General features: G+C 48.3%; 15 protein-coding genes and 2 riboswitches. Of the genes, 4 read left to right on the forward strand and 11 right to left on the reverse strand.

From position 1 onward, the window contains the following. Positions 1-475 (reverse strand): methionine ABC transporter permease (locus B3M90_RS12825; protein ID WP_290784366.1); only part of this gene is annotated, 475 nt, incomplete at its 3' end. Next, entirely contained in the window at positions 465-1,493 is a 1,029-nt protein-coding gene (locus B3M90_RS12830; protein ID WP_290784368.1) for a methionine ABC transporter ATP-binding protein, read from the reverse strand. The genes B3M90_RS12830 and B3M90_RS12825, both read right to left, overlap by 11 nt. 86 nt (positions 1,494-1,579) lie before the next feature. Further along, positions 1,580-1,683, reverse strand: a riboswitch (SAM riboswitch). A gap of 249 nt (positions 1,684-1,932) precedes the next feature. Further along, positions 1,933-2,034: riboswitch (SAM riboswitch) on the forward strand. 67 nt (positions 2,035-2,101) lie between these two features. Here B3M90_RS12830 and B3M90_RS12835 point away from each other — a divergent pair. Beyond that, positions 2,102-2,860 (forward strand): alpha/beta hydrolase, encoded by a 759-nt coding sequence (locus tag B3M90_RS12835; protein ID WP_290784370.1) that lies wholly within the window; start codon positions 2,102-2,104, stop codon positions 2,858-2,860. An 80-nt stretch (positions 2,861-2,940) separates the two neighbouring features. On the opposite strand, the gene B3M90_RS12840 is transcribed toward B3M90_RS12835, so the two are convergent. Beyond that, the gene (locus B3M90_RS12840) at positions 2,941-3,555 is read right to left on the reverse strand and encodes a thymidine kinase (protein WP_290784413.1); all 615 of its coding nucleotides are present in this window, start codon (positions 3,553-3,555) and stop codon (positions 2,941-2,943) included. 183 nt (positions 3,556-3,738) lie between these two features. Here B3M90_RS12840 and B3M90_RS12845 point away from each other — a divergent pair, with 183 nt between their 5' ends. Beyond that, positions 3,739-4,389 (forward strand): DedA family protein, encoded by a 651-nt coding sequence (locus B3M90_RS12845; protein ID WP_290784372.1) that lies wholly within the window; start codon positions 3,739-3,741, stop codon positions 4,387-4,389. Between the two features lie 35 nt (positions 4,390-4,424). Here B3M90_RS12845 and B3M90_RS12850 read toward each other — a convergent pair whose 3' ends face one another. Both B3M90_RS12850 and rho read right to left on the reverse strand, forming a co-directional pair. Then, positions 4,425-4,670 (reverse strand): type B 50S ribosomal protein L31, encoded by a 246-nt coding sequence (locus B3M90_RS12850; RefSeq protein ID WP_023469546.1) that lies wholly within the window; start codon positions 4,668-4,670, stop codon positions 4,425-4,427. A 91-nt stretch (positions 4,671-4,761) separates the two neighbouring features. Then, positions 4,762-6,135, reverse strand: a complete 1,374-nt coding sequence (gene rho / locus B3M90_RS12855) for a transcription termination factor Rho (protein WP_035410716.1) — start codon at positions 6,133-6,135, stop codon at positions 4,762-4,764. Positions 6,136-6,488: 353 nt separating this feature from the next. On the opposite strand from rho, the gene B3M90_RS12860 reads away from it, so the two are divergent. Then, a complete protein-coding gene (locus B3M90_RS12860; protein WP_214728403.1) occupies positions 6,489-7,166 on the forward strand; it encodes a C40 family peptidase in 678 nt (225 codons plus the stop codon). Positions 7,167-7,569: 403 nt separating this feature from the next. Here the strand turns inward: B3M90_RS12860 and glpX are convergent, their stop codons facing one another. The 5 genes from glpX to B3M90_RS12885 all read right to left on the reverse strand — a co-directional run bounded on the left by glpX (position 7,570) and on the right by B3M90_RS12885 (position 12,007). Then, the gene (gene glpX, locus B3M90_RS12865) at positions 7,570-8,535 is read right to left on the reverse strand and encodes a class II fructose-bisphosphatase (RefSeq protein ID WP_035410722.1); all 966 of its coding nucleotides are present in this window, start codon (positions 8,533-8,535) and stop codon (positions 7,570-7,572) included. A 32-nt stretch (positions 8,536-8,567) separates the two neighbouring features. After that, the gene (gene murA / locus B3M90_RS12870) at positions 8,568-9,815 is read right to left on the reverse strand and encodes a UDP-N-acetylglucosamine 1-carboxyvinyltransferase (protein ID WP_290784374.1); all 1,248 of its coding nucleotides are present in this window, start codon (positions 9,813-9,815) and stop codon (positions 8,568-8,570) included. A gap of 28 nt (positions 9,816-9,843) precedes the next feature. Continuing rightward, positions 9,844-10,491: a fructose-6-phosphate aldolase gene (gene fsa / locus B3M90_RS12875; RefSeq protein WP_023469552.1), complete on the reverse strand. Its 648-nt coding sequence runs from the start codon at positions 10,489-10,491 to the stop codon at positions 9,844-9,846. Positions 10,492-10,645: 154 nt separating this feature from the next. Continuing rightward, the gene (fba, locus tag B3M90_RS12880; RefSeq protein WP_058704156.1) at positions 10,646-11,500 is read right to left on the reverse strand and encodes a class II fructose-1,6-bisphosphate aldolase; all 855 of its coding nucleotides are present in this window, start codon (positions 11,498-11,500) and stop codon (positions 10,646-10,648) included. A gap of 132 nt (positions 11,501-11,632) precedes the next feature. After that, a complete protein-coding gene (locus B3M90_RS12885; protein ID WP_214852070.1) occupies positions 11,633-12,007 on the reverse strand; it encodes a response regulator in 375 nt (124 codons plus the stop codon). Positions 12,008-12,104: 97 nt separating this feature from the next. On the opposite strand from B3M90_RS12885, the gene B3M90_RS12890 reads away from it, so the two are divergent. Continuing rightward, positions 12,105-12,611 (forward strand): DUF2529 family protein, encoded by a 507-nt coding sequence (locus B3M90_RS12890; RefSeq protein WP_241492556.1) that lies wholly within the window; start codon positions 12,105-12,107, stop codon positions 12,609-12,611. A 104-nt stretch (positions 12,612-12,715) separates the two neighbouring features. On the opposite strand, the gene B3M90_RS12895 is transcribed toward B3M90_RS12890, so the two are convergent. Then, positions 12,716-14,311, reverse strand: a complete 1,596-nt coding sequence (locus tag B3M90_RS12895) for a CTP synthase (protein ID WP_047394418.1) — start codon at positions 14,309-14,311, stop codon at positions 12,716-12,718. Positions 14,312-14,396 lie beyond the last annotated feature (85 nt).

A 14,396-nucleotide genomic window follows, 5' to 3' on the forward strand; every position in this document is an offset into this window, starting at 1 on the left:
CCCCGATCAAGCCGACTGTTGCAATCGTTAAGTTAAGGATGAGTGAACCGAGTGCTTCCGGCAGAAGGAAGCGGAAAATCGTTTGGAATGGCGTCGCCCCCATCGCTTCTGCTGCCTCAAGGACACCTTTGTCGACTTCAAGTAAGGAACTCTCGATCAGCCGTGCCATATACGGGGCGGCATAAAAGACGAGTGGAACGATGGCGGCTTCTGTTCCGATCGACGTCTGGACGATCAACCGTGTCAACGGGATGATCGCAACAAGTAAGATGATGAACGGAATCGAGCGGAAAATATTGACGATACTGTTGAAGAACGTGAACAACGGAACATTTTCAAGTAACGCTCCTTTTCGCGTGACGACAAGCAGGATACCGAGTGGTAAGCCGATCAAGGTCGAGAACAAGAGCGAAACGGATACCATCGTCATCGTCTGCAAGAATGCTGTCCAGATATCACTGTAGTTAACTAGCATCAGCGAGCACCTCCTCAACGGTTACCTGCGCCTGATCGATGTACTGTAACGTTCGTTTCACTTCTGTCGTCTCACCGATCAGTTCAACGAGTAATGTGCCGAACGGCGTATCCTGCAACTCCGTGATGCTACCGTGCAGGATATTGACATCGACGTCGAAGCGTTTTGCGACTTGCGATAAGAGTGGTTGTCCGGTGTGATGTCCAAGGAAGTGAATCTTATAGATTGGATTCGCATTCCGGGACTCGATCAACTGACGAATCGACGCTGGAATCTCGTCATGCATGACGGAGCGAACGAAATTTTTCGCTGTCTCAGTCTGCGGGTTTGAAAAGACATCAAAGACCGTTCCTGACTCGATCAACTTTCCAGCTTCAATGACGGCGACCCGGTCGCAAATCTCCCGGATGACGCCCATCTCGTGGGTGATCAAGAGAATCGTTATCCCGTACTCGGCATTGATCCGTTTTAATAACTGAAGAATATGATGTGTCGTTTGGGGATCAAGTGCTGACGTCGCTTCGTCACATAAAAGGACGGAAGGTTGCGTCGCGAGTGCCCGGGCGATACCAACGCGCTGTTTCTGCCCACCCGACAATTGATCCGGATAATGATCTGCTTTGTCCGCGAGATCGACGAATTCGAGTAACTCCGTCACCCGGCGGCGAATTTCGTCTTTCTTGACGCCTGCGAGAACGAGTGGTTTCGCGACATTCGTAAAGACCGTGTTCGCATTCAACAGATTGAAGTGCTGAAAGATCATCCCGATCCGTTGTTTTGCTTGGCGTAACTTTTTCGGAGACAGTTGCGTTAAATCTTCCCCATCGACCGTCACCGTTCCTGACGTCGGTCGTTCTAACAGATTGACGCAGCGGAGCAGTGAACTTTTTCCGGCACCGCTAAAACCGATGACCCCAAAGATTTCACCTTTTTCGATCGTCAGGTCGACACCGTCGAGCGCTGCAATCGTCTGATCTTTCGTGACGTACGTTTTTTTGACTTGATGAAATGCAATCATTCCGTTTTCCCCCTTCGTTCAACAAAAAAGGCCCCTTCTTGAGAAACAAGAAGAGACCTGGATCCGCACAGTGGCAGAATCCACTCCACTCATCTCTCAGACATCTGTCTGATGGAATTGGCACAGTGCTCATAATGAGTCTGTTGCCGAGGTTTCGTAGGGCCAGTCCCTCCACCTCTCTGGATAAGTATTGCGGTATGAAATTCGTATGTGTGTTGTTGTGTTGTTGCTTATGTCGTAAAACTAATTTTTACATTACGGGTCGAACCTTTAAAAGTCAACCAACTTTTCAAAAATAATCCATTTGGCGCATATCGATGGATGAACAAGTTATGAGTTAGCTTACTGAACGGATCATGATTCGTCAAGAACGATTTGACAAGTCATTTTCGGTCGTGCTACCATCGTTTCAATGATTAATCCGACAATTCCAATATGATATTTATCAAGAGTGAACGAGAGACCTGGCTCTATGACTTCACGGCAACCTGCAATCTGTAAGGTGCTCCGACCAGCAAAGCGCGGCTTTGGATGATACGGTGAAAAACTCGTGGGCGTCCAAGCAGTGACGTCGACGAGTTTTTTTCATGAATGGAGGAAAAATAGTAATGATGAACTATCCTGTATTGACTGGTGCTGAAGCATTTTATCTTCAAGGTGGACCGATCGGCATTCTAATCTGTCATGGTTTTAACGCCACTCCGCAGAGTGTCCGGGACGTCGGTGAGGCATTTGCTGCCGAAGGTTTTACCGTCTATGCCCCGCGCTTACGTGGACATGGAACGAACGTCCGCGAGTTTGAACAATCGACTGCTCGATGTTGGAAGCAAAGCCTGCAAGACGGCTATGCACGTTTACAAGAAACATGCGATCAAGTCTTCGTCATCGGTCAATCAATGGGCGCGACGCTCGCACTATCGCTCGCCGCTGACGGGATTCCATTTTCAGGCATCATTACGATCAATGCCGCTCTCTCCGTTCCATCCTATGAAGCACTTTCGTTCGAGGACGGTCCACAGTACTTACCGGAAGGGGCACCGGACATTAAGCGAGCAGCCTTCGAAATCATTTATGACCTCGTTCCGATCCGTTGTGCGTTCGAACTCGTCCGTCTAATGGATGAGACAAAAGGACGCCTCGGATCCATTCTCCTGCCGACATTGATTCTCTACTCGGCGACCGATCACGTCGTTCCGCCGTCGAGCTCGGATTATCTGCACCAGCACATCGGGACGAATGATAAACGAATCTACTGTCTCCTCAACTCGTACCACGTCGCGACCCTCGATCATGATCAGGATTTGATCGTGCGTGAGACGATTCGTTTCATCGAACGCTCGAGTCGTTTCTCACAGGAAACGGGATAAAAAAAACAGCTATTCGTCTTCACTTAGAAGCGAACAGCTGTTACATCAAAGGACGACCATCATCGGTTCGTCTTTTTTGTTTATCCTTTTTGGTGTTGCATCGTTTGGAGCGGCTTCGGCTTTCCTGGCACTTCATGGCAGTGGCGGCACCGTGGCTCATACGATTCTGAAGCGCCGACTAAAATGATCGGATCATCATAGTTCGCTGGTTTTCCATCAATCAAACGTTGTGTCCGGGAAGCCGGATCGCCACATGAGAGACAGATCGCCTGAAGTTTCGTCACAAATTCTGCGCGCGCCAGTAATTCCGGCATCTTGCCAAATGGCTCTGCCCGGAAATCCTGATCGAGTCCTGCACAAATGACGCGTTTTCCGTCTTGCGCAAGTGCTTCGATGACTTGAACGATCTCATCATCAAAGAATTGAACTTCATCAATTCCGACAATTTGTGTTTCTTCCGCTACTGCTGCATAGAGATCACGACTCGTCGCCATTGGAATCGCCACGATGGAATTTCCGATGTGAGAGACGACATGCTCTTCATGGTACCGGTCGTCGATTGCCGGCTTGAATACTTGAACGGGCAGTTTGCCGTACTGTGCCCGTCTGACACGACGAATCAACTCTTCCGATTTCCCGGAAAACATACTACCACAAATTACTTCGATCCAGCCGTACTGATTTATTACATGCATCATCGTCCGACACCGTCCTCTAAAAATAGTCACTTTAACGAGTATAGCTCGAAACGGTATTGAGAAAAAGGGTTGACTTCCGGAAATCAAAATTCATTTTTTCTTTACCTAGAATTTTTGTCCTTTCATTCCAACCTTCATCCATTTCCTGTACACTAAAGAAGAAGATTCTCGCGAAAGAAGGTGTCCCCGATTCCTCATCTCTTACATGACATTCTGCACCAATATGGCGCCCTTGGTCTTTCCGTCCTTCTCGCAGGTGGTATCGTGGGATTGCCGGTTCCTGATGAGACCTTGCTCGTCCTGTCCGGTTTTTGGATGCATCAAGGCAATCTACCGCTGTTCGGTACGATTCTTGCCGCTTACGCTGGCAGTTGCATCGGAATGACGATTAGCTACGTGCTGGGCTTAAAACTCGGCATGCCCCTGTTGCATCGCGTCGGACCAAAGATGCGCATCTCAGAAAAACACATTCTCTCCGCTGAAGCCGGATTTCGTCGTTACGGCAAATCGGTCTTGATCATCGGTTACTACATACCTGGTCTTCGCCAACTCTCTGCCTTTTTTGCAGGTGTTTCAAAAATGCCGTTTCGCATTTTTGCGAGTTACGCGTATACAGGTGCTTTGATTTGGGTCAGTGTGTTCTTGGGCGCCGGCTACTTTGTTGGTCGTCATATCTCGTTCCACAAAGTCGTCGACTACATCTTGGCACATCCAGAAGCCATGCCGTACTTGATCGGGATTGTCGGCGGGATTGCTTTCTCGTTCGTCTTAAAGACGTACCTTACGTACCGTTCGCAATTCAGCCTATACAAAAACAGCCTGCTTCCGTAATGGAGGCAGGCTGCTTTTTAAGAACCGGCAAGTAATTACTTGCGGCCGTATTTTTTGTTGAAGCGATCGACACGACCATCTGCCGCGTTGAACTTTTGACGACCTGTATAGAATGGGTGCGAGTCTGAAGACACATCCACACGGATGAGTGGGTACTCGTTACCATCTTCCCAAGTGATCGTTTCGTTCGAAGAACGAGTAGAACCGCTTAAGAATTTGTACTCAGTCGTTGAATCCATAAATACTACTTTGTTGTAGTTAGGGTGAATTCCTTGTTTCATGGTTGATTTCTCTCCTTCCGCCCTGGTCCATTTGCTGAGCCAGAGTAAGTTACCTTCCTATACTAAACGATTTTTTTACGCGTCGCAATAGTTATTTTTCCGTCGTCGTTTCCTTCTTGACGGTACGCGGTTTAGCAGGTGCACGTCGGACCGTCTTCTTCTTTTCTTTCTCAAGTTCAGCAAAAAATTCTTCATTATTTTTCGTGTCGCGAATCTTACGCAGGAACGTATCGACGAACTCGTTCGACTCGTTCATCGTCCGACGAATCGTCCAGAGCGCATCGAGTTGCTCTTTCGGAAGCAAGAGTTCTTCCTTCCGCGTACCTGATTTGCGAATGTCGATTGCCGGGAAGATTCGGCGTTCCGACAGCTTACGATCGAGATGTAGCTCCATGTTTCCTGTTCCTTTGAATTCCTCATAGATGACGTCATCCATGCGGGATCCCGTCTCGACGAGTGCCGTCGCAAGAATCGTCAAACTGCCACCATGTTCGATGTTTCGCGCCGCACCAAAGAACCGTTTTGGTTTGTGGAACGCTGCTGGGTCAATCCCCCCTGAAAGCGTCCGTCCGCTTTGCGGCACTGTTAAGTTATACGCACGAGTCAAACGCGTGATCGAATCCATCAAGATGACGACATCTTTTTTATGTTCGACAAGTCGCATCGCCCGTTCAAGGACAAGTTCAGAAATCCGGACATGGTTGTCCGGTGTTTCGTCGAACGTTGAACTGACGACATCTGCTCCTGGAACCGAACGCTCGATGTCAGTTACTTCCTCTGGTCGCTCATCGATCAATAGAATGATCAGCTCGACATCCGGATGATTCTCTTGAATCGAGTTCGCGATTTCTTTGAGGAGTGACGTCTTTCCTGCTTTTGGTGGTGCGACGATCAAACCGCGTTGTCCAAACCCAACTGGTGCAATCATATCCATGACACGAACCGATAAATGACGCGGCTCTGTCTCAAGACGCATTAAACGATCCGGATAGATCGGTGTCAGCGCCGGGAAGAACAAACGGTTACGCGCTGTATCCGGTGCTTCGCCGTTGACGGCTTCCACACTAAGTAACCCTTGGAAACGTTCGTTTTCCTTCGGTGGGCGTACTTTACCTGTGACGACATCACCATTACGTAGATTGAAGCGTCGGATTTGAGAAGCGGCGATATAGATATCTTCAGAGGATTGGGAATAATTGATAGGGCGAAGGAAGCCGAAGCCACCATCGTTTTGCATTTGTGGATTACCAGGGATGACTTCAAGTACCCCTTCGAGGAAATAAAGACCTGTTGATTCCGCCTGTGCTTTTAGAATCTTGAACATCAACTCACGCTTACGGGCTTCTCGATATTGCGGGACATTCTTCGTCTTTGCGATTTCATACAATTCTTTTAATGTCAGCTGGCTCAATTGAGCCAAAGTATAGGAACGTTCAGGTTTATCTTTTTTATCAGTTGTTGGCATGTTTTTCACCTATTCTTTATAAATTCAACTGCATTCAGCATACTTCCATACATACATCAGGAGGTATGTAATTTCTTTCGTGAACTAAAGGTATCATATTTTTTAAAATTCGTCGTCAACAATCCTTTGCGTTTCTTACTTTGTAATATTCAAGGATATTATTTCAGTTATGTTACAAAAGCATCTATTTTGTCTTCTAACTGAAAAAACGTTTTTAAGGGCGCACATGCTAAGATATTCCTGCAGACAAAATTCTTACACAGTTGTAAGGTTCACTGCTTAATTACACACTTAATGATTTCATCATATAACTTACGGACGCAACACTACATTAAAACGGAGGAATTCTTAACATGAAACGTTTTCTAGCATCGATCGCGACAGCAGCCTTAGTGGTTTCAGGTTTTACATCAGTGGGTACAGGTAAAGTTGAAGCAGCAACAGTCACGAAAGTCAAGATCACGGACAACGGTCTTCGTGTTCGGACAGCTCCTTCTACGAAAGCAAGCATCGTCGGGAAAGTCAACGCTGGTCAAGTCTTTACATACAAAGGCAAATCAGGCAGCTGGACAAAAATCTCATACGGCGGTAAAACACGTTATGTCTTCTCACAATACACAAAGACATACAAATCATCTTCAAGCGCTAAAAAATCAACAAGCACATCTTCTAAACGGACGAAAATCCTGAACGAAGCAGCAAAACATAAAGGTACACCATACGTATGGGGCGGAACAACGACTCGTGGATTCGACTGCTCTGGTTTCACAAGCTACGTTTACAAGAAAGCGGCTGGTAAAACATTGCCACGTACGTCTTCTTCACAATATTCTTCTTCTAAGAAAGTCCGCGTTTCAAGCGTACAACCAGGAGATCTTGTCTTCTTCTCACACGGTAGCGGCATTCAACACGTCGGGATCGCAACAAGCAAGTCAAGCATGGTTAACTCAGAAACAGGTGGCGTTAAATACTCAAGCTTCAAATCAGGGTACTGGGGTTCACGCCTTGTCGGCGCAGGATCTTACCTATAATTCATCATCTCAAAGCGGTTGAGCATTGGCTCGATCGCTTTTTTTCATCTTATTCAATTCATAAGAAGGAAATAGGATACATGTCTTCATCATAGGTGCTTCAAGAGGTCTTAGTCGTGAATTCGCTTATCTTCATGCACGATCAGGAGATCACGTCCTGCTCGTCAAACGTGCGGCAATGCTCTTCAAAACGAAGTTTCATGTCGAGCGATTCGGAGGTGCTGCAATCTTCCCATACGAATTAACGAAGCGGAAAACGTTAGCACGTTTCCTTTTCCTCTAGGAGTTGAGGATGAACGTCTTGATTCCTAGAAACATAGCAAAAAGAGTTGGTGTTTCGGAAATTATCCGAAACACCAACTCTTTTTTATCGATCAAGTCCTCACGTATGAGTCCTTCTCTTTTACTTAATGACAAGCTTCGGTTTTTTCTTAAACGAGTGAATGCCTTCAACGAAACGAACCGTTCCGGATTTCGCACGCATGACGACAGAGTGTGTCTGACCGCCTTGTGCCGTGAACTGGACACCTTTCATCAACTCACTGTCCGTGACCCCTGTCGCAGCAAAGATACAGTCGTCTCCTGCGACGAGATCGTCCATCATGAGAATCTTCGATGGATCTTCGATGCCCATCTTCTTACAACGTTCAATCTCGGCATCGTCTGCTGGTAACAAGCGCCCTTGGAGCTCTCCACCGAGACACTTTAAGGCAACGGCAGCAAGAACGCCTTCCGGTGCGCCACCTGAACCAAGCAAGATATCAATCCCTGTATGCGGGAACGCCGTATTGATCGCACCAGCAACGTCACCGTCACCAATCAAGCGAATCCGTGCCCCTGTTGCCCGAATCCGTTGAATGATTTCTTCATGACGTTCGCGATCAAGGATCGAGACGACGACGTCTTCGATTTCCTTGTTCTTCGCTTTTGCGACTGCTGCGATGTTTTCTTCAATCGTCGCATCCAGACTGATGTGTCCTGCTGCTTCCGGACCAACTGCAATCTTATCCATGTACATGTCCGGTGCATGGAGTAAATCTCCCGCATCCGCAACAGCGAGGACAGCAAGTGCGCCCCATGTTCCTTTTGCGACGATATTCGTTCCTTCGAGCGGATCGACAGCGACGTCAAGTCGTGGTCCATACCCATTTCCTAGCTTTTCTCCAATGTAAAGCATCGGTGCTTCATCCATCTCGCCTTCCCCGATGACGACGGTTCCTTTCATCGGAATCGTATCGAAGACATCACGCATCGCGCTTGTTGCCGCATCATCCGCTTCATTCTTCAATCCTTTTCCCATCCAGCGTGCAGAGGCAAGTGCTGCCGCCTCCGTGACGCGTACAAGTTCCATTGATAGACTTCTCTCCATGTGTATGTCCCCTCTCCCTTGTTACAAATCGGTCAAATCGTTTCACGCCATACGAGGGCGCCTAGTTCCTTCAACTTCTGATCAAATCGTTCGTAACTCTGGTCAAGCACTTCCGCGTGGTGCAATGTCGTCTCCCCTGAAGCGAGAAGTCCCGCCAAGACAAGTGCTGCGCCACCGCGTGGATCTGGTGCCTCGATTTCCGTACCGAGTAAGGATTCGCCACCACGAATGATGATCGAAGCGTCTTCATGCGTGATTCGGGCGTTTAAGCGCCGCAACTCCTGTACATGTCGGAAACGTTGCGGGTACAACTTATCGACAACGATACTCGCTCCTTTCGCTTGCAACAACGCTGCCGAGATGACAGGTTGTAGATCGCTTGGGAATCCACCGTAGTGGAAGACACGAATATCGACCGGCTTCGCCTCATGAAATGTCGCCGTGACGGAATCATCTGTTACTTCGATCAACGCACCATACCGCTCGAGTTTTTGGATAACGCTCTCGAGATGGAGCGGAATGACGTTATCGACGGTGACGCGCCCAAGTGCCGCGCCCATCGTCAAAAACGTTCCTGCTTCCATCCGGTCTGGAATCAAGGTATGCCGGCAACCACTCAGGCGTGAGACACCTTTGATTCGAATCTCATCCGTTCCTGCCCCTTTGACATTTGCTCCCATGTTCGTCAGCATCGTACTGACGTCGATGACTTCTGGATCATAGGCAGCGTTTTCGATGACAGACGTTCCTTCAGCGAAGACAGCGACGAGTAAAGCACTGATCGTCGCTCCGAATGACGGAAGATCGAGATAGATTCGGTTTCCGACGAGACGGTCGACGCGCATGTAATGGACGCCCTGCTCGTTACGTACGGAAACACCGAGACGCTCCAGTGCTTTGATGTGTAAATCAATCGGTCGTGGTCCGATGGCATAACCCCCAGGCAGACCGACGACTCCTTGTTTGAATCTGGCCGCCAGAACGCTCATAAGGTAGATCGATCCGCGTAACTTGCGCGTCTCCGCACCAGTTAACGGCATCGATTCAACCCGACTTGGATCAATCGTCACCATATCGCCTTGACGTGTCACGACCGCGCCGAGCGTCTCCAAAATCTCGATCATTGTCGCGACGTCGCCAATTTCCGGCACGCCTTCTAGAACGACCATCTGATCCGTCAGTAGAGCTGCAGCAAGACACGGAATGGCGCTTTGCTTCGAACCACTGATTGATACGGTTCCTTCTAGGCGTTGTTGCCCTACGATATGCAAAATGTCCACGTTCCATCAACCTTTCTCTTCGCTACGATTATTGCTGCGTTTTTTCCCAGTCCGCGAGGAACTTTTCAATTCCTTGCGTCGTGAGTGGGTGGTGTGTGAGTGACTCGATGACCGAGAATGGAATCGTCGCGATGTCTGCGCCCGCAAGAGCAGCGTTCGTCACGTGAACCGGATTCCGGACCGATGCCGCAATGATTTGTGTCGGAATATCATGTACGACGAAAATTTGAGCAATCGTCTCGACGAGCCCCATTCCATCTTGACCGATGTCATCTAGACGACCGAGGAATGGTGATACGTATGTCGCACCAGCACGGGCTGCGAGTAATGCTTGGTTCGGATTGAAGATCAATGTGACGTTCGTCGTGATCTTCTCTTTTGAAAGTGCTGCGACCGCTTCGAGTCCGGCCGGAGTCATCGGAACCTTAACCGTAATGTTCGGTGCAATCTGGGCAAGTTCCTTCCCTTCGCGAATCATTCCTTCTGCATCAAGCGCGATGACTTCAGCGCTGACAGAGACATCTCCGACGATTTCACAGATTTCACGAAGTCTTGTATGGAAATCGACGCCCTCCTTAGCGACGAGCGATGGATTCGTCGTGACACCATCTAAAATCCCCATTTTATGTGCTTTCTTGATGTCCTCTACGTTTGCTGTGTCAATGAAAAATCTCATCTTTCTCGTTCCCCTTTCATCCCTTGAAATCGCTTACGACTCTATTATAGGTTTTTTTCACGAGAAGTCCTACTATTTTCCATCGAATACACGTTCATATGATATGAAAAAAGCACGGTAGACCGAAGTCTACCGCACTTTAAAGAGGAGTCGATTAAGCTTTGTTGCTTGAACCGAACTCACGCATCTTACCGATGACAGTTTGTTTGATTGCTTCACGACCTGGTGCGATGAATACGCGTGGGTCATATGCTTCTGGTTTCTCAGCTAACACTTCACGAACGACTTTCGCGAATGAGATTTGGTTCTCTGTGTTAACGTTGATTTTTGAAGTTCCGAGTGAGATCGCTTTTTCGATATCGTGTGTCGGAATTCCAGTTCCACCGTGAAGAACGAGTGGGAGGTTTGTAGCGTCACGGATTTCTTCCATCTCTTTGAATCCGAGGTTTGGTTCACCTTTGTATGGTCCGTGAACAGAACCGAGTGCAGGCGCAAGCGTGTCGATTCCTGTTTCTTTGACGATGCGTACACACTCGTCAAGTTTCGCGTACATGACATCACCGATGACGTCGTCTTCTTGTCCACCAACTGTACCAACTTCCGCTTCTACTGAAACGCCTTTAGCGTGAGCGTATTCAACGACTGCTTTTGTTGTTTCGATGTTTGTGTCGATCGGGCTGTGCGAATCATCGATCATGACAGATGTAAATCCAGCGTCGATCGCTTCTTTACATTTTTCAACGCTCGAACCGTGGTCGAGGTGGATTGCGACTGGAACTGTTATTTTCATGTCGTGTACGAGACCTTCAACCATTTTCACGACAGTGTAGAATCCGCCCATGTGGCGTGCTGCACCTTCAGATACTCCAAGGATGACTGGTGACTGCTCTTCTTGAGCCGCACCGAGAATCGCTTGTGTCCACTCGAGGTTGTTGATGTTGAATTGACCTACTGCATACTTACCTTCGAGAGCTTTGTTTAACATGTCTGTCATAGATACTAATGGCATAATGACATCCTCCTCTGTTTTGATCGCTGCTTACACGAACTCGTGCAATTTCAGACTGATTATAACATACTGATTCATCGGAACGTACAGCATTTCGCTTGGTTTTTTGGTTTGTGACGGCGACGTGAAGGATTAACCGCTTACATCGTGAGAAATTTGCACAGTCACTTCTTTTTTTAATTCGAAGATGTCAAATGGCTTCCCGAAGAAGGCGACGACCCCTAATCGTTTCGCTTCTTCCATCGCTTCTTTTTCACCGAGTGCCGTCATTAAAATCGTCCGGACACGTCGTCCGATCCGGTCCTGATGACGTAAAACCTCGATCCCGGTCCGCCCCGGCATGTTGACATCCATCAACAGCAAATCATATGCCGCTCCTTGTAAGTAGACGATCGCTTCCTCTCCATCGACGGCGACGTCCGTTTCATACCCTTCTGCCCGGAACAACTGTGCAAGCAAATTCCGGATTCCCGGCTCATCCTCGACGATCAACAATCTGCCTTTCATCTCTGCCACTCCCCCTCTAGTTATTTCCATTCTACACTAAAGCAAAACTTACTTTATACTGTCCTTGAGAGAAACATAGAAAGGATGAAGAAAATTGATGAAAATCTTAGCTACACAATTCAACGGAAAATTGCAAACACTCGCAAAACAGGAAGACGAACTATTCGATGTCGTCCGTCTGCTCGCACAGGCGCTCGTCGGGGAAGGTACGGTCTATGTCGACGCTTACGGTGAATGTGAAGGACTCTATCCAATGCTCTCAGAAGGTCCGGATCAGATGAAACGGGTTACGAAAATCAAGGATCGAAAGACACTGCACGCTGTCGATCGCGTCTTAATCTTTACGCCAGATACGGAACGCTCCGACCTTCTCGCTTCTCTTGCCCGCTATGACGCATGGCATACGCCTTATGCGATCGTCACACTCAGTGACGTGACAGAAACGCTCGAGCGTTCGATTGCACCGCTCGCATTGAAGTTTAATAAAGGATTGCTTCCGGCAGAGGACGGTTCACGTCACGGACTGCCGAGTCTTGCCCTTTGCGCGTTCCTCTTGACACATATCTTGACGCAACTACAAGAGATGACAGAAGAGTGGGATTGACGTTTTTCTTCTATAATATGTAGTTCTTAATTTAATCAATCAAAAAAAGACGCGGTGACCTTCAATGATGCTGAAGGTTACCGCGTCTTTGATTATCTTTCCTTTCATTCACCAAGTGAAGCTTGGATGAAGTCATGGAAGAGTGCTTGTGGACGTTCTGGACGTGAGATCAATTCTGGATGGAACTGACACGCGACGAACCATTTGTGTTCTGGAATCTCGATGATCTCAACGAGACGACCGTCTGGGCTCGTACCTGAGAAGACCATGCCGTTTGCTTCGAACTGCTCACGGAATTCGTTACCGAACTCATAACGGTGACGGTGACGTTCGTAGACGAGCTCGCTTGAATACGCGGCACGTGCTTTCGTTCCATCTTCGAGTTTACATGGGTAAAGTCCGAGACGGAGTGTACCACCGAGATCCTCGATGTCTTTTTGTTCCGGCAACAAGTCAATGATCGGGTATGGTGTCGCTGGGTCGATTTCCGCTGAGTGTGCGCCTTCAAGATTGAGGACGTTACGTGCGAATTCAACTGTCGCGAGTTGCATACCGAGACAGATACCGAAGAACGGTACGTTGTTTTCACGTGCAAAACGTGTCGCTTCGATTTTCCCTTCGATTCCGCGTTCTCCAAATCCACCCGGAACGAGGATTCCGTCTGCTGAACCGAGCAATTCGTTGACGTTTTCGCGCGTCACGTCTTCTGCGTTGATCCAGTCGATTTCGATATCACTGTTGAAGGCGAATCCAGCGTGTTTCAGTGCTTCTGCAACTGAGATGTACGCATCACGCAATTCGACGTATTTCCCGACGAGTGCAATCTTCGTCGTCTTCTCGAGGTGCGTCACTGTGTGGACGAGTTGTTTCCAAGCCGTCATGTCAGCAACTGGTGTGTCGAACTTGAAGTAGTCACAGACGAGTTGGTCCATGCCTTGACGTTGCAAGTTGAGCGGTACTTCGTAGAGCGTCGATGCATCTTGTGCTTCGATGACTGCTTCCGGACGTGTGTCACAGAAGAGAGCGATTTTATCTTTCATCTCTTGTGGGACTGGGTGCTCTGCACGTAAGACGATGATGTCTGGCTGGATACCATAGCTACGGAGTTCTTTGACACTGTGTTGTGTCGGTTTCGTCTTGAGCTCACCTGCTGCTGCAAGATACGGAACAAGCGTACAGTGGACGTACATGACGTTTTCTTTTCCGATATCGTTTTTCACTTGGCGAATGGCTTCGATGAACGGAAGCGACTCAATATCCCCTACTGTTCCACCAATCTCCGTGATGACGACGTCTGCGCCCGTTTCTTTTCCAGCACGGAAGACACGGTCTTTGATTTCGTTCGTGATGTGCGGAATGACTTGAACCGTTCCACCGTTGTAGTCGCCACGGCGTTCCTTCTTGAGGATCGTCGAGTAGATACGTCCAGACGTGACGTTCGCGTTCTGGCTCAAGTTGATGTCGATGAAACGCTCGTAATGACCAAGGTCAAGGTCCGTCTCTGCGCCATCATCCGTGACGAATACTTCCCCGTGTTGGTACGGGCTCATCGTACCCGGATCGATGTTGATGTATGGGTCGAATTTTTGGATCGTGACGTTGAGGCCACGGTTTTTCAAGAGACGAGCGAGCGATGCAGCGGTGATCCCTTTACCGAGTGACGATACGACGCCACCTGTTACGAAAATATACTTTGTCATGTTAAATATTGCTCCCTTCTCTAATTCACATCTCAACAAAACAGAGGTGGTAAAAACAAAAAAGCAAAAGTGCCCCCATAATTAG

Origin of the sequence: Exiguobacterium sp. UBA6309, from assembly GCF_002439205.1 — a bacterium.
In the GTDB taxonomy this organism is placed as follows: Bacteria; Bacillota; Bacilli; order Exiguobacteriales; family Exiguobacteriaceae; genus Exiguobacterium_A.

Coding starts and splice junctions, on each gene's coding strand:
- B3M90_RS12850 (WP_023469546.1), bottom strand. CDS start 4,670: ATGAAACAAGGAATTCACCCTAACTACAACAAAGTAGTATTTATGGAT.
- rho (WP_035410716.1), bottom strand. CDS start 6,135: ATGCCAACAACTGATAAAAAAGATAAACCTGAACGTTCCTATACTTTG.
- B3M90_RS12840 (WP_290784413.1), bottom strand. CDS start 3,555: ATGCATGTAATAAATCAGTACGGCTGGATCGAAGTAATTTGTGGTAGT.
- glpX (WP_035410722.1), bottom strand. CDS start 8,535: ATGGAGAGAAGTCTATCAATGGAACTTGTACGCGTCACGGAGGCGGCA.
- B3M90_RS12830 (WP_290784368.1), bottom strand. CDS start 1,493: ATGATTGCATTTCATCAAGTCAAAAAAACGTACGTCACGAAAGATCAG.
- B3M90_RS12860 (WP_214728403.1), top strand. CDS start 6,489: ATGAAACGTTTTCTAGCATCGATCGCGACAGCAGCCTTAGTGGTTTCA.
- fba (WP_058704156.1), bottom strand. CDS start 11,500: ATGCCATTAGTATCTATGACAGACATGTTAAACAAAGCTCTCGAAGGT.
- B3M90_RS12895 (WP_047394418.1), bottom strand. CDS start 14,311: ATGACAAAGTATATTTTCGTAACAGGTGGCGTCGTATCGTCACTCGGT.
- B3M90_RS12835 (WP_290784370.1), top strand. CDS start 2,102: ATGATGAACTATCCTGTATTGACTGGTGCTGAAGCATTTTATCTTCAA.
- B3M90_RS12885 (WP_214852070.1), bottom strand. CDS start 12,007: ATGAAAGGCAGATTGTTGATCGTCGAGGATGAGCCGGGAATCCGGAAT.
- B3M90_RS12890 (WP_241492556.1), top strand. CDS start 12,105: ATGAAAATCTTAGCTACACAATTCAACGGAAAATTGCAAACACTCGCA.
- fsa (WP_023469552.1), bottom strand. CDS start 10,491: ATGAGATTTTTCATTGACACAGCAAACGTAGAGGACATCAAGAAAGCA.